At 62.2% G+C, this 21,291-nt stretch carries 14 protein-coding genes and 3 pseudogenes; 10 read left to right on the forward strand and 7 right to left on the reverse strand.

Features of this window, described 5'->3' with window-relative positions:
• Nucleotides 1–85: 85 nt before the first annotated feature.
• A pseudogene (locus C5O27_RS02625) lies at nt 86–576 on the forward strand (acyl-CoA dehydrogenase family protein); the annotation flags it as partial.
• Nucleotides 577–634: 58 nt separating this feature from the next.
• On the opposite strand, the gene C5O27_RS02630 reads toward C5O27_RS02625, so the two are convergent.
• A complete protein-coding gene (locus C5O27_RS02630; RefSeq protein ID WP_127961841.1) occupies nt 635–3,073 on the reverse strand; it encodes a pentapeptide repeat-containing protein in 2,439 nt (812 codons plus the stop codon).
• A gap of 1,065 nt (nt 3,074–4,138) precedes the next feature.
• On the opposite strand from C5O27_RS02630, the gene C5O27_RS02640 reads away from it, so the two are divergent.
• Nucleotides 4,139–4,528, forward strand: a complete 390-nt coding sequence (locus tag C5O27_RS02640; RefSeq protein WP_127961842.1) for a hypothetical protein — start codon at nt 4,139–4,141, stop codon at nt 4,526–4,528.
• 140 nt (nt 4,529–4,668) lie between these two features.
• Nucleotides 4,669–6,666 (forward strand): Hsp70 family protein, encoded by a 1,998-nt coding sequence (locus C5O27_RS02645; RefSeq protein ID WP_127961843.1) that lies wholly within the window; start codon nt 4,669–4,671, stop codon nt 6,664–6,666.
• A gap of 34 nt (nt 6,667–6,700) precedes the next feature.
• On the opposite strand, the gene C5O27_RS02650 is transcribed toward C5O27_RS02645, so the two are convergent.
• The 3 genes from C5O27_RS02650 to C5O27_RS02660 form a co-directional block, all read right to left on the reverse strand.
• Entirely contained in the window at nt 6,701–7,252 is a 552-nt protein-coding gene (locus C5O27_RS02650) for an RNA polymerase sigma factor (protein ID WP_127963742.1), read from the reverse strand.
• A gap of 129 nt (nt 7,253–7,381) precedes the next feature.
• Nucleotides 7,382–7,585, reverse strand: coding sequence for a hypothetical protein (locus tag C5O27_RS02655; RefSeq protein ID WP_127961844.1), 204 nt, complete (start codon nt 7,583–7,585; stop codon nt 7,382–7,384).
• Between the two features lie 460 nt (nt 7,586–8,045).
• Nucleotides 8,046–9,032: a C39 family peptidase gene (locus C5O27_RS02660; protein ID WP_127961845.1), complete on the reverse strand. Its 987-nt coding sequence runs from the start codon at nt 9,030–9,032 to the stop codon at nt 8,046–8,048.
• A 237-nt stretch (nt 9,033–9,269) separates the two neighbouring features.
• Between C5O27_RS02660 and C5O27_RS02665 the strand changes: the two genes are divergently transcribed.
• Nucleotides 9,270–10,646, forward strand: coding sequence for a dynamin family protein (locus tag C5O27_RS02665; RefSeq protein ID WP_164905298.1), 1,377 nt, complete (start codon nt 9,270–9,272; stop codon nt 10,644–10,646).
• Entirely contained in the window at nt 10,643–12,487 is a 1,845-nt protein-coding gene (locus C5O27_RS02670; RefSeq protein WP_127961847.1) for a dynamin family protein, read from the forward strand. The genes C5O27_RS02665 and C5O27_RS02670 overlap by 4 nt, the downstream gene beginning before the upstream one ends.
• On the opposite strand, the gene C5O27_RS02675 is transcribed toward C5O27_RS02670, so the two are convergent.
• Together C5O27_RS02675 and C5O27_RS02680 are read right to left on the reverse strand one after the other, a co-directional pair.
• Nucleotides 12,475–12,804 (reverse strand): hypothetical protein, encoded by a 330-nt coding sequence (locus C5O27_RS02675; RefSeq protein WP_127961848.1) that lies wholly within the window; start codon nt 12,802–12,804, stop codon nt 12,475–12,477. The genes C5O27_RS02670 and C5O27_RS02675 overlap by 13 nt on opposite strands.
• 8 nt (nt 12,805–12,812) lie before the next feature.
• Nucleotides 12,813–14,822: an Hsp70 family protein gene (locus C5O27_RS02680; protein ID WP_167483110.1), complete on the reverse strand. Its 2,010-nt coding sequence runs from the start codon at nt 14,820–14,822 to the stop codon at nt 12,813–12,815.
• A 174-nt stretch (nt 14,823–14,996) separates the two neighbouring features.
• Between C5O27_RS02680 and C5O27_RS22815 the strand changes: the two are divergent.
• The 5 genes and pseudogenes from C5O27_RS22815 to C5O27_RS02705 all read left to right on the forward strand — a co-directional run.
• Nucleotides 14,997–15,359, forward strand: a pseudogene (locus C5O27_RS22815) (hypothetical protein); the annotation flags it as partial.
• Nucleotides 15,360–15,519: 160 nt separating this feature from the next.
• A complete protein-coding gene (istA, locus tag C5O27_RS02690) occupies nt 15,520–17,031 on the forward strand; it encodes an IS21 family transposase (protein WP_127961568.1) in 1,512 nt (503 codons plus the stop codon).
• On the forward strand, nt 17,028–17,816 hold the full coding sequence (gene istB / locus C5O27_RS02695) for an IS21-like element helper ATPase IstB (RefSeq protein WP_006902471.1): 789 nt from the start codon (nt 17,028–17,030) through the stop codon (nt 17,814–17,816). Before istA ends, istB begins: the two co-directional genes overlap by 4 nt.
• Nucleotides 17,817–17,882: 66 nt before the next feature.
• Nucleotides 17,883–18,152: pseudogene (locus C5O27_RS02700) on the forward strand (hypothetical protein); the annotation flags it as partial.
• A 204-nt stretch (nt 18,153–18,356) separates the two neighbouring features.
• Nucleotides 18,357–19,154, forward strand: coding sequence for a hypothetical protein (locus C5O27_RS02705; protein ID WP_127961850.1), 798 nt, complete (start codon nt 18,357–18,359; stop codon nt 19,152–19,154).
• Nucleotides 19,155–19,258: 104 nt separating this feature from the next.
• Here the strand turns inward: C5O27_RS02705 and C5O27_RS02710 are convergent, their stop codons facing one another.
• Complete coding sequence (locus C5O27_RS02710) at nt 19,259–20,995, reverse strand: Hsp70 family protein (protein ID WP_127961851.1); 1,737 nt, start codon at nt 20,993–20,995, stop codon at nt 19,259–19,261.
• Between the last annotated feature and the right edge of the window lie 296 nt (nt 20,996–21,291).

The raw sequence follows: 21,291 nt of genomic DNA on the forward strand, positions 1-21,291 counted from the left end.
TGCGGGACGCGGACTTTCCCTATCCACTTCGCTCAGGGAGTGGGTCATACGTCCACGTTCTACTGCGACGTACGGTGGACTCCATGAGCACTCAGGACCCGGGCTCGAGTTCGGTGAGGTCACCGAGATCTTGGAGGTCCTGGTCAGCGGTTGCCTGTCGACCGCGTTCACCTGGCTCCAGCATCACGGTGTCGTCATCTCGCTGTCGCGAACCGCGAACAGATCGTTGAGCGACGAACTGCTCGAACCGATCATCACGGGTCGACTACGTGCGGGGGTCGCCTACGCCGGCGTTGTCCCGACCCCGCTGAGTTCTTCGCCAACCAGAACGTCGGTGTCCGTCTCAACGGCACGCTGATGTTCGGGCTCGTCCGGCGCTGCACGGCACTTCTCGACGTCACCGGGCAGGCGCGGGCCGCACGACGTCTCCGCGAGCGTGCCGACGACGCGCGGATGGTCCTCGACTCGGCGATGGACGACGCCACGGATCTGCTGGCCGTTCGCGCCGACGCCGCCGGGCTCGCTCTCGAGGCGGTTGCAGCCCTCGTCGCGGCACGCGGCGGCGAGGCATTGCTGGCTCTTCCGGAACGGAAGAGCCGGTAATGGGCACCAGACCAACTCGTCGGTGCGCGCTTCATCTTTTGATCCGACTACGGACTGCCAAGCCGGCCAGCACGAGCAGGACCAACCCAGCTAGTCGGACGATGATGTCGATGACCAGACCGAACCCGACGAGGGTTACACCGGGGGCCCCGGTGGGCCGGAGCAAGGCGATGGTTTCCTGAGCGGCGAACGCCAACGGCCAGAGCGCGCTGTGCGGGTCGACGAGGGAAGTCGGCGTCGCGCTGGGGGTCCTTACCCATTCCCAAGGGATGAACGGGTTGTCATCGCGGATGAAGCACATTGATGCGACTCCGATGATCACCGCCAGCGCCGTGACAGCACGGCAAGCCCGCATTCCATAGCCGGACACAAGCCAATAGGTCGCGAGGACGAACCGCTCCACAGAAACCGGATTCGCGGAGATGCGCCGCATCTCCATCTCGCCGAAATAGAAATCGTTCGCGCGGGTCCAGTCCTTGTTGGATTCGAGGGTAATGCGCAGGGATCTGTAAGCGGCAGAGACCGCTCGCGCTGCAGGGAGTTGATTGCTCGCGTCCTCGGTACCGACGGTGTCGGGTATGGGTTCGCCGCGAACTGCAAACTCGTCAGCGATTACTTCGCGTTCTGTGCGTCGAAGTTTCCAGGGCCATCGGAGACCGTCGCGGCGACGGGCGAGGACGCTCGAACCGGCGATCGTCGGTTCACCCGCGGCGCCCACGAATGCGAATGTGCACCCCCGCAGATCCATCCCGCACAGGGTCACTCCCGACAGATGCGCCCCTCGAAGCGACACGATCGTTGCGTGGCGTTGCGGAGTGAGCGCGTCGCTGAGATCGCGATCCAGTGTGATGAACTCGCCGAGGTCGCCGAGCGTTGCTTGCACCGGCGTCTCCATCGGTTGGGTCGTATTGCCGTCGGCCTCGCGGGTGTCGAGAATCGCAACCCACACCCCACCTTCGGGAACATGTCCATACGGACCCCCGGTCGGAGGGTCGGGGAGCCTCACCGGCGCGGACTCAACGGACGATCCGGCCACCAGGTCAGCGTCCGCGAGGTTTACCGTCGCACCGGCCACCACCAGATGCAGAGGCTCAAGCGCCCGCAACCGACGTGCCGAAACCTCATCGGCGATGACATCGAAACGCACTGGGCCCTCGACGACCGCACCATCGAGGACTATCCTCACTGCGGCCAAACCCGTCGTCGACAGTTTATCGTTCGACCACTTCGTCTCAGCCCAGTGCAACTCCCGAAAACGTGAGTCACAAAACCGGGTGTCCCCGGCGAAGGTCGCCAACTCGAACTTGGCATGTCCGCTGCACGTCATCCCGTCAAACACCGTTAGTTCACGGAACCTCGCGTTTGTGAACCTGGCGTCTCCGGCGAAAACCGCCATGTAAAACATCGCGATCGCGCTGAACGTCGTGCCGCAGAACGATGCGCCCTTACTGAACGATGCACCTGCAAACCACGCGTCACCGCTGAACGTTGTGCCGATGAACTCGGCGCCCTCGGGGAACGTCACCGAATTGAATGCTGCTGCCTTGCAAAAAGTGGCCCTACCAAATCGCCCTTCGCCGCTGAACGTTGCACCCTTGAAATCGGCAGCCTCGTGAAATGTCACCTCATCAAAAGTTGCGTCCTTGCCGAAGGTCGCCCCGTCGAACCAAGCGTGGTCGCCGAACGTCGCGCGGCTGAACACGACGTCCTCGCCGAATGCCACCGAACTGAATTCGACATGCTTCCTGAACGTCGCTGTGCTGAACCGGGCACCTTTGGTGAACGTCGCCGAAACAAATTCGGCGTTGCCGCCGAACGTCGTCCCGACGAAACGCCCTTGACCGCCAAACTTCGCGCCCCCGAACCTGGCGTCCCCGCTGAACGCTGCACCCTTGAACTCGGCACCCTCCTGGAATGTCACCCCGTTGAAGGTTGCGTTCTTGCCGAAGGTCGCTTCGTTGAATGAAGCGTGCTGGCCGAACAATACGTCATCGAACGCCACCAGCCCGAACTCGGATTCCGCGCGAAAGTCAGCCCTGCGGAAATAGGCGTTATGGCAGAACGTCGCGCGCCGGAACAGGGCATCTTCGTCGAAGGTTGCCTCAACGAACTCGGCCAACCTGGTGAATGTCGTACCTGCAAATGAGGTGTGGCCAGTGAAGGTCGTTCCGAGGAACCGGGCAGTTCCGTCGAGGACACAGCGCCGCAGCGCCAGTCGGACAGGACGGCCACCGTACAGGCGGAGGTCACCGTCGACACGGGCCCCTGTCAGCTCAATGGGCAGCGTCTTATCGAGAAGGAGGTGGCGCAGGAAGGCGGCTCGCACGACCCGGTTGTGTGCCCACGTGGCTGCGTCCTTGGCGGACGGGTCCCACATGAAGCGTTTTTCGTTCGTGCTACGCAGATCACATGCCTCACCGGCATGCGCGGCGGCGAGCAGCGCGCGTTCAGCGGGTGTGGTGGGCTGCAAGAGTGGAGCTCCTCGATTTGGGAGGCATTGGTACCTGGTTGGAGTCGACAGTGGTCGATTTGGTTCCCGGGCACCGGCATTCGTCGGCGCCGCAGGTGTTTCGGTCCGGCTCTGGCGGATGCTGGGTCGGGGCTGAACAGGCGATCTACTTGCGTTACGAAAGAGTTCACTTAGGTCGTAGAACCTTTCGTTGCGACGAGTCTCAGACAGGGTGACGTCCCCTTCCCTCTAAGAGAGCACATCATGACCATGGCAGGTCCCCGATAACCGGCCCAGGCAACTGTAGAGCCAGTTCCTTCTAGCTAGTGTCCCGCGCCGAATATTCGTTGATGATTTCGACGTCCAGGCGGCGCCTCGCTTCGTTGGCGTCGTCGCAGGTACATCCAGTACCTGCTCCCGCCGCCTCGCGATGCATCCACCTGCACCGCCGAACTCATGAAACGAATTTCCGACGCGGGGACACCTTCTTGCCATCCATGGTCGAGTCGAACTGAAAATCCAATACCCACATCACCTTCGGTGCATCCGCCACCACTACCGGCACCGACGATTGCCCGACCCGTTCACGCCGCGTCGCCCGGCGCAACTGCAGGCACTCCACTTTCCACAGCCGGTGCACCTTCTGCTAGTTCACCTCGATGCCGTCGTCGAACCGCAGGTGCGCCCACGCCCACCGGAACCCGTGCCGAGGATGCTTACGGGCCTAGGTGCGTAAAAACTGTGCGCGCAGGCCAGCATTTGGGTCGGCCGGTGTATGAAGCCGCACGTATGTAGCGGTCAAGAAATCCAACTTTGAAATGATCCAAGTAAGGCCGAGGCGATTCTGTTCCAGCCCAGGCCGTCTACCGTCTCTTCGGGACCTTTCGTGATCAGGGAACTCACAAGATGTACCTTTCGGTTCGAATGCTACTCGCGGCAATCTGAATTTAGACCAGGAACGGTGAAGGATGCGGCAGCTGCAGGTTCTTCGACGGTATCTTGCTGGCGAGGTCGCGAGCGGAGGGAACCTTTCCTGGGTCGCGACCCTCTCACGGTGTATAACCCGCAGATTCGAGGGAGCGATCGATGAGTGAAGGCTCATTAGATGGTGATGGTCAGCTCGACAGCTGGGTGGGCCCCACGGGTGGAACACAGACGCCGGCGGGCTCGACCGGAACCTTCACGCCATATGTTGCGGCACCCGGTGACGGCACCACGGGAACCTTCACCCCGTATGCCACACCCGCCGGAGACGGCACGACCGGAACGTTCACCCCGTTGCCAGGAGCCGACCTGAGCGATGTCGGCCAGTCCCCCACGGGTATCTCCGGGATCTCGGGTGTTTCCGGTCCGGTTCCGGACTTCAACTCGATCGTGTCCAAGCAGTGGAGCGATTCGGTGTTGGATGTCAACAGCGACCTTGACGATGTCCCGAACACATTCGATTCGAGCCCGCATGACAGCGGCAGTCGCTGAATCACCTGTGTGCGACTTGAGGACGAGGCAGTACTGACGTGGTTTCCCCGAACAGGCGACGCCGCAGCGTGGCGAAGGAGCAGGATGGGAACGTCTATTCCGGCGCGTTCGTCGTGCTGCCGAACTTGAGGTGAGGGTTGATGCAGCGGATTGCGTTGGCGATCGATTTCGGCACGACCAATAGTGCGGCAGCCATTCGGATCGGAGCCGGCGATCCGGTCGTCGTGCGTCTTGCGGACGGCGACACCATGCCGTCGGCGGTGTGGGTTGACGGCGACGAGATCACGGTCGGCTCTGCGGCGCTGAACAATGCACTGCTCGATCCCGACGCTTTCGAGCGGTCGCCGAAACGGCGCATCGGTGATGGCCACCTGGTGCTGGGAGGGCGCCTATGGGCGGTCAGCGATCTCGTAGCGGCGGTGCTGCGGACAATCGTGGAGGCGGCTCGACGTCGACTGCCGCCGGGCAGCGACTTTTCGCAGGTGATCCTTACTCATCCTGAGTCGTGGGGGCAGGCGCGTGTGGACACCTTGCGCTCGGCAGCCACCGGAGCGGGTATCAGTACTCAGATCCTTCACCTGATGCCCGAGCCTGCTGCAGCCGCTTGCTTCTATTCAGGTACCCAGGCAGACCACGCCGAGAGATTCTGCGTCTTCGATTTCGGCGGCGGAACGTGTGACGTCTCGGTGCTCGAACGAAGCGGCGACACGTACACCATCCTCGCGTCTCGTGGCGACACCACATTGGGTGGCGATGATTTCGATACCCGCCTGCGCGGATGGGTGTTTCAACAACTCGCCCGTGACGGTGGGGATGTCACAACCGCGATGTCCAGCGTCGGGGCCCAACTGACGCTGATGGATAGGGCTCGCGACGCCAAAGAAACACTCTCGTCCCATAGCCGGGCCGTGATCGGCCTACCCGATGGCCGTGCACTCCAGATCACGAGGTCGGAACTGACCGAAGTTTGTGGTGACCTGATCGATCGCGCCACCCAGTTGACCCGCGACGTACTCGCCGACGTCAAGGGTGGGCCCATGCCCATCTTCTTGTCGGGTGGTGCCAGCCACCTGCCACAGATCCACGAGCGACTCGCGGACCTCGGTGAGGTTCGTGGCCTCGGAGATCCCAAGACCGTTGTGGTCCTCGGTGCCAATTTCTCCAAACCGGGAGAATCTGAAGAAGAACCAGTTGCGCCCGAAACCGTTGTACGGGGTCAGCTCTCTGAGGAAGAAGCGATCCGGTCGTTGAACCGCATTGGCGTGGCGGGTGAGAATTTGGACCCGCACCGTGACCCCACCCCCATCCCTGCGGTAATCGATAACGACAACTCAATCAATCGTGAGCAGGCCTCAGCCACGGAAGGTTCGAGCAGGCGGTCAGGAAAGTGGATGGCCGGCGCGGCGGCCGCTGCTGCTGCGCTGATCGTCGTTGTGATTCTAGGAGTCGCTTCCGCCATGTCCGCGGACTCGGGTACCGACGACTCCGGCGGTTCGGCCGTAGCTGAGAGCAGTTCGCCGTCCGACACCCCCCAGGTCTACTACAACCTTGGGGCTGTTGGCGATCCGATCAGCCGGGCAGATATCGACTGGTGTCTAAATCCGCCGCCGCCCGTCGGACCAGGGGGGATCATCCGGCCGCGTCGAGCGACCCCCTATAACCGTCTCTGCGCGATGCTTGATCGAGTACCAGCTGAGATCGCCACTAACGGCGGTTGCTTATACCTATCTCAGGCGGGGTATGAATCCGCGATATCGTGCTCGATGACTGATAGATATGCCGTCAACGTCTATGTTCGCGACCTCTACACAGCGGCCGGCCCGTCACAATTCAGTGCTGTAGTGGGGTCTGCGACATTCCCCGAACCCGAATCCGCGATCTATTTCGATGCTCCGAATGCCTCGGACTACCGCGAAAACTGGAGGCTAGTGTCGGTCCTGACGGATGACGCCCGTGCTGCGTTGTGCACTGAGAGGCAGACGCGCCTGTACGATACATGCACCACGTACAATCGTGGGTTAGCGACAGCACAAGAAGCCTTTGATTGGTGGAGATCCCAGGCGGAGCTATGTGCGGACTCCACCCCCGATATCTCTGGAAACAATGAGGACATCACGATCCCACTGGATTGCACCTAGCCGACAATTCACGAGGCCGTGTTCAACCAGGGCATCAACCAGATTCCGCGCGTTCATCGAACTGTAGATCGTAAAGCGACTCTTGCAGTGCACTTTTCGCGCGCGAGAGTCTGCTCCGGACTGTCTGAATCGGTACGGCGAGGTGGTCGGCGATCTCCTGGTAGCTCAGGTCGCCGTAAGCCCGCAGCACGAAGGTGACCCGATAGGCCTCGGGGAGCAGTTGCAGCGCGTCGTGGATCCGGTCCGACGATGTCACCTGCCCGGCGATGTCGAGATTCGACGACATGTCGTATCCGTCGAGGTCCTCATCCGAGGATGCCTTCTTGGACTGGGCGATGGCGGCGTTGGACGCAATTCTGTACAGCCACGTCGAGAATTTGGCGTCGCCACGAAAGCTCCCGATCCCGCGCCATGCGGCCACCAGAGCGTCCTGGAGCGCATCTTCGGCATCCAGCCGGTTTCCGGTGATTCGGTAGCAGACGGCCCACAATTGCTTGCGTTGAATCTCGACCAGTTGAACAAAGGCCTGTGCGTCGCCGGCTGTGGCGGCACGCGTGAGGGCGTCGGTGTCCGGCCTCTGCTCCATGCTCACCTGGCACTGCCGCCTTCGCTCGCGAAATTCGTGATCGTGAATTCAATCCTTGCGTGTTCAACGATCATAGCGGCGTAGGTGCATCATCGGTAGTGCAGCAGCCAAGCGGCACAGGACTATTCGTTAGCCATGCGAATCTTGCGGGTCGGCTGGCGTCCGTGGCATCGGTTCACCGGGCGGTGCGTTGTTCGGTTCATTCCGTTCTGTGACGGTGTTCGTGTGCGCGGGAGCATCTGTCCCGTCGAAGTCGACGATGAAGAGAATCAGCGCGGCACCAAGAGCAATGGCGGCCAGAACCGCCACTATCCCCTTTCTCGTCGTCGTCATCGCGACGCCTTCCAGACAGTCACATCGGCATTGCGGTACACGGTCGTGCCATCACGTCTGCGCCAGCCCGGCCGATCCGTGTGGGCCACTCGGCCATCCAGTTCCGCAGTGGGTGCCGGCTCGGTGGCGACGCAGCGCGCAGTCTCCGAATCAAACCGCGAATCAGGCGCTATACCAACGTAATCGACACCGTTTCGGTTCAGCTCCTGAGTGATGAACAGTCTGACGGACTCCTCGGAGCTGGTGTCATATGCGCCTATGAGAGCGTGCACCAACCGGGCACTCTCGCCGTCCTGGGCGTCGCTTGCCACGGTTGGGGAGTGCGCGGTGGCGCTGACAGCGTGCCTACTGCGGTGCGACCCACCAAGTAGGTACCCACACGCCGCGGCACAGGCGCCCAGTACGGCGATCAGGGCCAAGCGCCAGACGCTGGGATCCATGGTTGCCTGCTGAGCGGTGATCATCGTCGACTCGAGACTTGCGCGCCGGCGATGGCGCCAATCGTCAGGGTCACGGGCAGCATTACCCATGGGCGCGCGGTGGCCCAGTCGATTGTTGCAGCCAGATCCGATGTGATCGACGGGCCGGCACCCGCTGCGGAGGTCGAAGGCAGGCCTGTTGTCGCGTCGACTACCGATGTCGACGACGCGGCATCGGTATACGCGTATTCGTCGTCTGGGGCGAGGGTCGTCGTGTACTCGCCGGGGATGAACTCGGGGTCGGTGGAGTCGTCGGTCGCGGAGCCGGTGTTCGGCGAGGGATCATCGCACACAACCATTGTGTTGGCGCTCTCTGCCCACGCTTGTTCGAATTGGTAGAGCGGGACGGCCAACTGATTACCATCCGGAGTCCCGGTGTCGGAAAGGTATACGACGCCTGAGTTCTCATCTATTTCGGTGACCACCACGCAATGGTCGGCGCCGATGTCGACTCCGGTCAATTCGTCGACGACCTCCTGCCCTGGCGACCAATAGTCACCGGAGTCGACTGCGAGCATGACCCCATGGCCGGCCTCGAGCAGTGTCTCTAGGCTCTCCAGGTCTCCCTCTGCGACCGTCGCCGGTATGCCGGCGGCGTTGAGGATCGCCGCGCCTTGCTCGGCGGTCATCCCGTTCTCGACTTTGCCGTCGGTATAGAATCCTTGCTCGTAGGCGTACTGGACGAAGACGCCTTCGTTGGCGAATTCGGTTCCGGTGTACTCGGACACGATCTGCGCAACACTGGCGGGAACGCATGTTCCGTTCGCGGCCTGTTCGAACCAGTGGGGCGAGAACTCCTCGCGGGCCCCCGCTGGGGATTCGAACACGGCACTCTCGTCGTCAAAAAAGGGGATGGCGGTATCGGCCGACGATCCGAACTGTGCGGACGCCAGGGGGTCGATCGCCGTATCAGCGTCGTGTGCGGCGTCATCGGTGTCGTCAGTGCTGCTGTCGATGAAATCACTCATCGGTCTCCTCGATTCGCGTGTTCGCGATTGGCATTTGGTAGATAGGAGGGCGGCTCCCCTCAGAAAGTTCCCGTGGGCCGAGTAGGGCCCAATTGGTTAGTCGGACTAAGTATTTGCCGTCTGGGTCTCTGGAAACTTGCGATACAGCATGCGAAACTCAGGAAGTTGTGGGCGTGCAGCCTCGTGTCGAATCAAAGAGAAAGCACTGGTGATGGCGTGGAGGACAGTCCTGCCTCGGTGATCGACATCGTCACATCGCTGTTGACCTCAGCGGCGTCGGTGGTAAAAACCACCGACGAGAAGCGGTGGATCGACCAGTTGGCGGAGCGACTTGTGGGCGTACCCACGATCGGTCTGGCGGGGCGGGTGAGTTCGGGCAAGTCGACGTTGGTGAACGCACTGGTCGGGGCGCAGGTCGCGCCGACGGACGCGGGTGAGTGCACACGCGTCGCCACACTCTATGAATGTGGGGCGCCCGAGTGTTTCGATGTGATCGGCTTCGGTGGGCAACGACTCCGGCTGCCCGAACTCGCACCCGCGCAGTTGGGGATGCCGCTCGATGACATCGACTTCGCGGTGGCGTACACGCCGCAATCCCGACTACGAGATCGATATCGAGTCATCGACACCCCGGGCCTCAGCAGCCATGAAATCACCTCGGAGCGTGCCACGCGTCGGGCGCTTGTTGATCACGGTGGCCTGCCTCAACCGGAAGTGACCCTCTTTCTGGTGGAGGGTGGGCACGTGCGTCAGGACGAGGCCGAGTTCATGCGCGCAATGGGTGCATCGCGTGTCAACACGATTCTGGTGATCTCGCGAGCCGACATTGCCGGTGACGGCGTCATGGGCGAGGAAGACCCCTTCGACGTCGCGACGCGTCACGCGCAACGCCTTCTGCATGAACGCCGCGACCTGGCGAGTGCCGCCATTCCGGTCGCGGGTCTGATGGCCGAGAGTGCAGAGGTCGGCATCTCCGAGCACGAGGCCGCAACGCTGGCGCGACTCGACGGCGTCGACGAATTCGATCTGATGGCAGACATCGACGGTGGATCAGCGGACCCGACGCTGATGAATCTGTACACGAAGATCGGACTCTACGGCGTGGTTCACGGCCGTTTGGCAGCCTCGGGTGGGGCTATCAGGTTGTCCGATTGGCTGATCGAGCGATCGGGTCTGCAGGCCTTGCACCGGGCCATCGACGACCGTTTCCGCCTGACGGGCCCGGTCCTGAAGGCCCGAACCGCGCTGGACGCACTCCAGCACCAGGCGTGGAGGTCGTCGGCTCGCGCGGAGATCCTGACGCTGATCGAAGAGGCTGAACTCGATCCGCGGCTGCATTGCCTACGCGAAGTCGTTGCCCTCGACAGGCTGGTGCAATCCGCGCCGACGAGTCCGCTCCTGGACGAACTGGAGCGCTTGCTGCATAGCGACAATACCGAGAGTCGAGTGGGAGTGGCGGCTGGAAGCGGGGCCGACGAAATCAGAGACGCTGCGATACAACGGATATCGAGTTGCCGAACCATGAAACTCACGACCTTCTCCGGGGTGGAGCGAGAGGCGTTGACCGTGCTGGAACGTAGTTATCAGCTGGCGATGGGCGAGGTGGCGCGATGACGCGTCCGGCCACCGCCGAGCAGAAGAAACGAGTGGATCCGGTCGTTGCGGCAGGAGCCATCCTGAAACGGTTCGGCAAGGATCGTGAAGCCGAGCAGATCGCCGAGGTGGCGAGCCGGATTCCGCCCAGCCGCACCGTCGTGGTGGTCGGAGAGGTCAAGCGCGGCAAGAGTTCTCTGGTCAACGCACTGATCGGAGTGCCCGGACTTGCCAAGGTCGACACCGACATCGCGACCTCGGCGGAAGTTCGTTACGTGCCGACCTCGGCGGATCGTGTCCGGGGTAGCGCCTCGTTGCTGTTGCCGGGGGGTCGCCGGCATGAGGTTCCGCTCGGCGAGGTTGTCGAGTGGGTGACCATCGATGGGAAGGCCGCCGATGCGGAGGCCACCGTTCGGGAAATCGACGCGATGGTGCCGATCGGAGCGGAGGTTGTCGTCGATGCAGCCCACCTCCCCAGGACGACAATCGTCGACACCCCGGGTGTCAACGGGTTCGACCCCCGCCACATGGAAGCCGCGGTGACTGCCACCAACGGTGCGTGCGCACTGGTGATGGTATGTGATGCGCTCGCCCCGATCAACTCTGCCGAGCTCGAGTTTCTTCAGAGCGTCACCGCCGAGATCGGCACCGTGATACTCGCGGTGACCAAGACCGACAAGGCGCTCACGTCGTGGCGATCCATCGTCGACGACAACCGCAGGCTGCTCGCCGAGAATGCTCCGCAGTTCGCGGGAATACCGATCGTGGGTGTATCAAATCTATTCGCACTCAAAGCGATGCGCTCGCAGGACGATGCTCGCACACCGTCGTTGTGGAAGTCGTCGGGGATTCCCGAACTAGCCTCGGCGATCGATGATGCGCTCGGCGATCCTCTAATGGTGGTGCGTCGCAATGCCCTCCAGTGTGCGATGGTAGCGCTGGCCGGCTTGCAGGCGGAGCTCGAGACCAGCCGGCAAGCGATCGTCGACGCACCACGCGTGCACCGAGAGATGACCGAGGAGAAGGCCCGCCTAGAAGAACTGCAGGCCGCCCAGAAGGAGTGGAGCACACGCCTGGGGCAGCGACTGACGCGGCTGCAGTTGGCGTCAGACAATCGTGGGAAAGTGCTCGTGGGTGACTTCAAACAACGGTGGGAGAAGCGATTCGACAAACTCGGCGTCGTCGGACTGAGTCGCCACTCCCAGCGGATCGTCGGCGAGATGAGCATTGAGGTCGAGGCCCTGTGCAACCAGATCGTGACCGAATTGCGATCGGAGTTGAACGACCTGGCCATCGACATGATGGGGGAAGCATTCCTGAAGTCGGAGTCGATCGCGGAGGCACTCTCCGGACTCGAAGCCGTCGACCTACGTCCTCCCCGAGAGTACGAACGCTGGAAGGGATTCCTCGACCCCCAATTAGTCTCCATGGCCATGGCCGGAGGAGGGCTCAGCGCACTGGCGGGACCGTTCGCCGTTGCCCTGATCCCGGTGTGGGGGGTCGTGATCGTCGGGTTCCGGGCGACCAAGTTCGGAAAACAGAATCTCACCAGGTGGCTCAACGACACACTCCGTCAAGCCCAGGAGGACACCAGTTCTGCGATCAGGACAGTTCTGAACGAGTTCGGGCCAGAGTTGCGACTTACCTACGCCGAAACGCTCGCCGAATCGTTAGCGGAGTCGCGGCGGCTGCTCAAAGAGTCGGCGGAGCAGGCTCGTGCCGACGAAGCAAAACGGAGTCAGAGCCTCGGGGTCCTCGATACCGAACTCAATCGAGCGTCGAACATCCTGAAGGCGCTCGCTGCGGACCGTGCACTAACGGGCACGGCCCTAACGCAGCGTGCCCGGGCTCAGAACTCATAGCCGTCAGCGCGTTCCGGCCAGCCATCGTCATCCTCGTCGTCAGCCACGTCTGGCGAGTCGAAGAGACTTTCGCGGAAAGTCGAACAGTCGGAGCTCGCGGGCCCGGGTGGCGATTCCCATCGATCGGCATCTTGTTCCATGTCGGCGGCGTCTTGGCTGGACAGCTCGGGTTTCTCGTACAATGCGTAGTCAACCTCGCGGGCATCATCGAACGCCGCCTCGACGGCAGCGTTCCACACGCCTTCGGGCAGAGTGAGATCATCGATGGCGTCGTACTCGCTCCACCACTGGGGTAGGTCATCAGAGGTTGTCAACATCCCTGCGTTCAATCGTTCAGTTCACGTCTGTCATCAAGAGTAGAAGGCCGTGGAGTGGCGTTTGTTCCCGAGATGGCAGTCACATCTTGACCCACTGCGGGTTGCGCAGAGATCAGTGTGCCGATGCGGTCCGCGAGCCAACACAGCACGATGCCCAAATAGACGTAGATCAGGCTGGGGGTGTCCGGAGTAATCGGTGCATGGTCGGGCCCGATGACCTGCGGAAACAGTTCCACGAACGTGTTGAAAAGGTCCGAATTGTCCGCCTCGTAAGAATTGAATGCTCGCTCATAGTCCCAATACGTTCTGGTTGACCCGATCGGAACGAACAAGACGAATACTGCCGCGACGACAAGCCCACCGAGCCATGCCTTCGACTGTCGGCGGGACAAGCCCCAAGCGAGCACCATAAGCAGGGTGAACCAGGGCAGTAGGTCGTGGTTGAGGCGCGTCCACCCCGTGGTCGCATCAGTACCGCCCTCGAAGAACCACCGCCCAGTCTGTGCCATCGGGAGCTGGTTGAGGAAAAACCCGAGAGTTCCAACGAATCCTGTGAGGGCAGACCACCACATGAGTCGAGTCGTTCGCGCCCGCACGGCGACGACGGCGCTGAAGTAGATGGTCGCGACGCTGATGAGCACCCAGTCAAGAACTGTGCTTCCGACCCGGCCGACCCAAACAAACTCATCATCGATGTACTGGACGCCAAAATGCCGCGCTAGTGGCCACACCGCCAGCAACGGGAGGAGTAAGGCACAGCTCACCGCTCCGCTCGCCCAGCCTGGAAGGGCAGCGTCAGCACGTTGCACCCGCGCGAGCCATGACGCTGGTCCCGCCTTTGCGGCGGTGTCGATCTGCTGGGTCTCATCGGCCGGTTCCGAGACCTCAGCGGAGGACGGCGGTCCGGCAGACTCACGGTTCCTGACGGGGACGAGTCGTTCCTCAGCACCGGGCGCAGGCGTCGATATCGCAGGGTGCTCTGCGGCGGACGCATGCCATAGGGCACCGTGTACGACCAGTGTCTTCGGGTCACCGAGTTGTCGGACGTCGCCCACCTCGGAGAGTCGGACATGGATGAGTGGAATGCTGCTCGATCCACCTGACAGGAATATCGGTAGCCGCCCGCCCCCAGAGTCGGTGATCGCGTCTTGCGCCAGGCGCACTGCCCGTTCTGCGAGGTCGTCGACCAACCCTTCGAACTCGCTCCGTGTGATCTGGAGTGCCTGTGTGCAGTGTGGTATTGCGATCACTGCACGGTTGGCGGAGGAGAGGGTCTCCTTTGCAGTGCGTATCTGATCGATCAGCGTCAATGCCGATGCAGCCCGGGACAACTCGGTCATTGCTACATGGTCATTCGTCGACAGGTGCTCGAAGACCCAGCCGCGCAGCCGATCGTCGAAATCGTCCCCGCCGAGGGTGCTGTCACCACGAGCGGCAATCACGCGGTAGTCGCCTTCGGATGTCTGATGCATGATGGCGACGTCGCACGTTCCGCCCCCGAAATCAAACACGCACATTTGAGCTATTGCGGCTGGTGAATGGCGTCGTGTGTAGTACGCAGCGGCTGCCGCAGGTTCACTCACCAGGCGAATCCGATCGCCGCGGATGCCGGCGATCTCCGCTGCGTCACGCAAGAGTTTCAATCGCACCTCACCCCACGACTCGGGGTGGGTCAGGATGAGCTCGTCGAAGGACTCATGCAGAGCCGCAGCTCGTTCGGCGCTCGTCACGATCGATCCGATGACCGCGGCGACGAGATCGCGGACAGCCCACAAGCGATCGCCGAGTTGGATGTGGCCCTCGGCCATCCTTCTCTTTGGGGATCGCTCGAAGGCGCACGGAATCAGCAACGCATTGTTGAGTGCAGCCCTGCCCACAATCAGATTGTTTCCATCGACGAACACTGCCGATGGCGTCGTGTCTCCGCCATCAAGCCGGACGGTCACCGGCTCGGCCTGGCCGAGTGCGAATGCTGCCGCACTGTTGGTGGTGCCGAAGTCGATAGCGAGTCTGTTCACTTGTGCATCCGTTTCTTCATGGGCTCCCTATGGTCTCAGGACCTTTACCACCATTGGAGCGCGGAACATCGCGATTGGTTCCACAATCCACGGTCCGATTGTGTCGGCATCGAGCCGTCAGCACAGACCGGTGGAACCATCCGCGCTTTGTTTGTCTCCCGGATGCGGTAGGTGGAGTCGGTCGACGCCCTGTTCGACAACGGCCGTCGCGGCCGTCCGGTCACCGGACCGGGCAACCGCCCGCTGAAGTCGCTGTCGGATCTGCTCAAGGGCAAGCAGGGTCGTTTCCGTCAGAACCTGCTCGGCAAGCGTGTCGACTACTCGGGCCGTTCGGTCATCGTCGTCGGCCCGCAGCTCAAGCTGCACCAGTGCGGTCTGCCCAAGCTGATGGCGCCCGAGCTGTTCAAGCCGTTCGTGATGAAGCGTCTGGTCGACCTGGACCAGGCACAGAACATCAAGTCGGCCAAGCGCATGGTGGAGCGTCAGCGCCCCGCCGTGTGGGACGTCCTCGAAGAGGTCATCGGCGAGCACCCTGTCCATGGCCATGAGAAAGTCCCCACTGGTGGCCAGGTCGAGGTCCCCGCTGGTGGCCAGATAAAAGTCCCCACCCTGTGTTCGTCGTGTCGACCCGGAACTGAGGGCCCAGGCGATGACGGTGAAGGTGCCAACCGATCACTGTCACCGCCTGGGAGTTCCATTGAAGTCTGCGAAGGACCGTATGGACATCATTTCTGCTTACCGAGAACTCGGAAGCTATCGCGCCGCCGCCGAGGTGTGCGGCACCACCCACAAGACCGTCAAGCGTGTGGTCGACCGGTTCGAGGCCGACGATCAACCACCAGATCGCATGGTACGGGCCCGCAACTACGACACCGTTGCCGAGCTGGTCGCTGAGCGAGTCGAGCGGTCGCGCGGCCGGATCACCGCGAAACGTCTGCTATCAGTAGCGCGAGCGGCGGGTTATGCAGGCTCGGCCCGCAACTTCCGTCGTCTCGTCGCTCAGGAGAAAACACAGTGGCGCCGTGACCATCATCGTGGGCGTCGCCCGGCAGTGTGGGCTCCGGGTGACTACCTGGTCATCGATTGGGCCGTGATCGGCGGGCTACACATGTTCTGCGCGGTGTTGGCGTTCTCACGCTGGCGGTTCGTTCGGTTCGCCACCAACGAAACATCCACCACCACACTCGGATTCATCGCCGAGGCGTTGGAAGAGATCGGTGGAGTACCCAACAAGGTACTCGCTGATCGGATGGGCTGCCTCAAAGGTGGGGTCGTCGCCAACGTCGTCGTACCGACCCCCACGTATGTGCGGTTTGCCACCCACTACGGGTTCGCCCCGGACTTCTGTCACGGCGCCGATCCGGAATCGAAAGGGATCGTGGAAAACCTGTGCGGGTACGCGCAGTCGGATCTGGCGCAACCGTTGTGGACCGAAGCCAAGATCGCCGCAGGTCGTGACGACGTGCAGCTGGATGTGCACGCAGCGAACCGGGCCGCGCGGGACTGGTGTGTCGAGGTCAACACCCGCCGCCACAGCGACACACTGTGCGTGCCTGCTGAGCAACTCGATGTGGAACGAGAAGTGCTGTCGAAGTTGCCATCTCTGCGGGCCCAAGTCGGTCCACCGCCGGTCACCCGTAAGGTCGATCGCCTCTCGTGTATCCGGTACGCCTCGGCCCGCTACTCGGTACCCAACCGGCTCATCGGCACCACCGTGACCCTCATCCAGGACGGTGAGCGGCTCCTGATCGCCGAACCCGCCTCCGGTGAGATGGTTGCCGAACATCTGCTGGCCGCACCCGGAGAGGTCGTCCTCAACGACGACCACTACGGGGGGCCACGCACACCGCCCAGTCGTGCACCACGACCCAAAACTGCGGTGGAGAAACAGTTCTGCGCTCTCGGTGAGGTTGCTGAGCAGTTCCTGGTCGGTGCCGCGGCGATCGGCAACACCCGCCTGGGCGGTGAACTCGATGACATCCTCGGCCTGGTCACCTCCCACGGCCATCAACAGGTGCTCACCGCTCTGACCAGGGCGGTGGCGTTCCGACGGTTCAAGGCCGCCGATGTGCGTTCGATCCTCGATGCCGGAGCCGGCACCCCCAACCCGCGACCGGCCGGCACAGCACTGCTCGGGCATCTGCCTACCGCGCCCACCCGCTCGCTGGATGCCTACAAGCTCGGCGCCGGCGACAAGGAGGTGTCATGACCACCACAACATCGACATCAGTTGCACCCCAAACAGTGCCGCCACTACCGGCCGACCTCGACCACGCGCTACGCCGATTGAAACTGGCCTCGATCCGCCGCACCGCACCCGAGGTGCTGCTCACCGCGAAAACTCAGCGGTGGACACCCGAAGAAGTACTGCGGACCCTGGTCGAAGCCGAGATCGCCGCTCGTGATGCCTCCAACATCCGCAACCGACTCAAAGCTGCCGGGTTCCCGCTCACCAAAACCCTGGAATCGTTCGACGTGGCCGCATCGTCCATCCCGGCCAACACCTTCGAATACCTGTCCTCGCTGGAATGGGTTCGGGCCCAACACAACCTGGCCTTGATCGGCCCAGCCGGGACTGGCAAGAGTCACACCCTGATCGGGCTGGGGATCGCCGCAGTGCACGCCGGACACAAAGTGCGGTACTTCACCGCCGCCGACCTCGTGGAGACCCTGTATCGCGGGCTGGCCGACAACACCGTCGGCAAAACCATCGACACCCTGCTGCGCCAAGATCTGCTCATCCTCGACGAGATCGGATTCGCCCCGCTCGACGACACCGGCACCCAACTGCTATTCAGGCTCGTCGCCGGCGCCTACGAACGCCGCTCTCTCGCGATCGCCAGTCACTGGCCCTTCGAACAATGGGGACGCTTCCTGCCCGAACACACCACCGCCGCCAGCATCCTCGACCGACTCCTACACCACGCCACCATCGTCATCACCGACGGCGACTCCTACCGCATGACACACCGAACGGAGGTACCACCCACCTAAAACATCCCGCACAGGGTGGGGACTTTTACCTGGCCACCAGCGGGGACATCAAACTGGCCGTTGACACACCCGGTGCTGCTCAACCGCGCGCCGACGCTGCACCGCCTCGGCATCCAGGCCTTCGAGCCGCAGCTCGTGGAGGGCAAGGCCATCCAGCTGCACCCGCTGGTGTGTGAGGTGTTCAACGCCGACTTCGACGGTGATCAGATGGCCGTGCACCTCCCGCTGTCCGCGGAGGCGCAGGCCGAGGCGCGCATCCTGATGCTGTCGTCGAACAACATCCTGTCGCCGGCATCGGGCCGTCCGCTCGCCATGCCGCGTCTGGATCGCTGGACGACTACAGGTTCTCCAACGAGAACCACTAGTCACTAGTCAAAGACTTTCGGCCTCGGCCCAATTGGGTGGGGCAGAAACTCGTTCTAATGGCCATGCAGGCAAGCGCGAGGAAGAGATCCGACGTCACTCCGGAGAGCGTGATCGTGCTGTGCGGGAACTATATGGCTGAATGGTGCCTCTGACCCTGAAACGAACAGTCGCGGCGTGGCCCGCAAGAGTGAGGAGGACAGCATGAGCGGTGGCAGTTCTGGAGGGGTGTACGGGCGGCGCGTGGATGTGGCAAACGGTGCCGACGCAGAATGGAGGCGCGAGGACACGATGCGTCTCTATCTCGACGGCGCTGCCGTAGCAGTCGAGTGCGGTCCAGTGCCCGAACACTTCGATATCGAAGCTATAGCCGAATCGGCTGCCAATAATCTCGCGGGTCTCTATGACGAGGTTCAATTGATCTCAGGTGAACGCGGCGTGATTGGTGATCAGCCCGCAGAGGTCCTCGAACTCGACGCATTGTCTGACGGAACTGTCTATCGGTTCAAGGTGCTGGCCTCGGCTGGAGGTGGTCGCGCGATAGTGGCCTCCGCAAAGTGCGAGGTCGCCGCGCTCGACGTTCTCGGCCCCAAGATCGACAATTTGCTCGGCTCCCTGGTCATCGACCCGCAGTTCCGGGCCGTCGACCAGCAATGGCGAGCCGGCGACATCGTCACCTACCCGAGTGACGAGCAATGGGCGGTCGCCAAGGTTCTCGTAATCGAGAGCGGAATCGTGCACCTTCGCTTGTACTCCAACAGATTTGATGGTGCGCCAAGCGAGCTCAATCCGGCGACCCTTCAACTAGGGTCGGTCACGGGCGGCGACGGCCCGATTGGTATCGGGCATTTGCCGTTGGCGAGGACGGAATTTCTTTCATGGAACCCGATCTTGGTACAACACTCGTCGGTATCGGATGAGGAATGCGAGGGCTATCGGCTGTGGGCAGATGCCAATGGCGGTGTATTCACCTGAGCGATTCAGTGTTGATGGCGACGGACTGCACGCTTGCTTGGTCGTCCCACGCGCCGCTGGGAACTAAACGGGTACGGGACCCCCGACCCGAGACCCGACGGACATTACGACCCGGATGGCGTCGCGGTGTCGTGGGTGAAAACCCGCGCCGCGAGAAGGTCTGCTGCCCAACTCGTCAGGACTCCGAAGCAGAAGAAGCCCATGGGGATAAATGGTCCCACTGGCTGCGGTATCAAGACTGACAGGGTTGCGGCGCTCGCGGTTCCGAAGGGCCACGCTCTCGAAGAACGTCTCGCCAGGCTCCAGCCGGTGATCATGAGGAGAGGCCAGATTTGCCAGTAGTTCATGATAAGGGTCCCGAACGCGCCGAGAGCGCCGGCCGGGGCAGCCCACCAGAGGAGTACTGGATTTGTCGATCGCGTCACGAGAATCGCGCAGAAGCATCCTGATAATGCGATGATGACGAACCAGTCGCCGGGCTCCGAGAGGTTCCCTTGATCTGTCAACCATATGGCGAATGCCCAGAACGAAAGGAAGGGCAACAGCAGCGCGACACTGACGCTACATCGCTGCCATGCCGGCATGTGCCGGTCCAGACGTCGCAGCTTCGCCAGAGTGCTCTCGTGCTCGGGACGTTGATCTCTACTGTAGATTTCTTTCATCGAGACATTGGATGGCACTATTGGTTTCGGCGGAGCTATGGGAATAGCGCTCGGATCCTGCGCGTCGCCCTTCGGCGTCCTGTCGTTTGGCTGCCGGGTTACTGTTCTGCGGTGGGCGATGGCGCCCCGAGCGATGATTGTCTTGGGGTCGCCGAGTTCTCGGATGTGACCGAGGTGTCTGAGTGCGGCGTGGATTGCGGGGACGCTGCTGGATCCGCCAGATAGGTAGATTTCGATTGTCCCGCCCCCTGCGTCCGCGATGACGTCACGGGTCAGGCGGCTGGCACGGTCTGTGAGGTCGCTAACGAGGTGGTCGAACTCCGTGCGGGTGATCTGTAGTGCGGTGCTGCTGTGTGGGATGCCGATGACCGCACGGTTGGCCGTGGACAGTGCTTCTTTCGAGGTTCGGATCTGATCCATCAGCGTGAGCTGCGTGGAGACGTTGGACAGTTGAGCCAATGCTTCAGGGTGGTTGCGGGAGAGTTGTTCGTAGGTCCAGCCGCGTAGTCGCTCGTCGAAGTCGTCACCACCGAGTGAGCTGTCCCCGCGGGAGGCAATCGCGGTGTAGGTGTTGTCGGACTGAGCCTGCATCACAGCGACGTCGCAGGTGCCACCGCCGAAATCGAATACACACAGTTGTTGGAGGCTGTTGTAGTTGCCGTTCGTCGGTGACGTCGGCGTTGACTCGTTGGCGGTGTAGAAAGCGGCGGCTGCCGCTGGTTCGGAGATGAGGTGGAGTCGGTCAGGAGCGACGCCTGCCGCGTACGCGGCTTCACGAAGAAGGCTGAGGCGGGTGTCACCCCATTCCTCGGGATGGGTCAGCAGCACTTCGTTGAACGGCTGGGCCAAGCCGGCGACGCGCTGCCCGGTACTCAACGCGCAATGGATGACGGCGCTAACGAGGTCACGAACTGCGCACATGCGAGCGCCGAGATGTATGTGTCCTTCGGCCATTCGACGCTTGGGTGAGCGTTCGAAGGCCGTCGGGTCGAGCAGGGCGTTGTTGAGGGCCGCTTTACCGACAAGTATCGTGTCGGCATCGACGAAAACAGCTGACGGCATCGTGTCACCTGCGTCGAGGCGGACAGTGATTGGCTCGTCATCACCGATCGCGACGGCCGCACAGCTGTTGGTGGTACCGAAGTCGATGGCGATGCGAGACAGTTGACTTCCTGGCACGACGGTCCTCTCAGCTGCACGTACGCAGCGTCAGAAATCCAACTTTGACATCATCCAAGTAATGCCGAGGCGATTCTGTTCCAGCCCAGGCCGTCTTCCGTCTGTTCGGGGGACCTTTCGTGATCAGTGGACTCACAAGATGTACCTGGGGGTTCGAATGCTACTCGCGGCAATCTCAATTGAGACCAAGAACGGTGAAGGATGCGGCAGCTGCAGGTTCCTCGACGGTGATCTTGCTGGCGAGGTCGCAAGCGGAGGGAACCTTTCCTGGGTCGCGACGCTCTCACGGTGTATAA

The organism is Gordonia alkanivorans (genome assembly GCF_004011905.1).
Classification (GTDB): Bacteria; Actinomycetota; Actinomycetes; order Mycobacteriales; family Mycobacteriaceae; genus Gordonia; species Gordonia alkanivorans.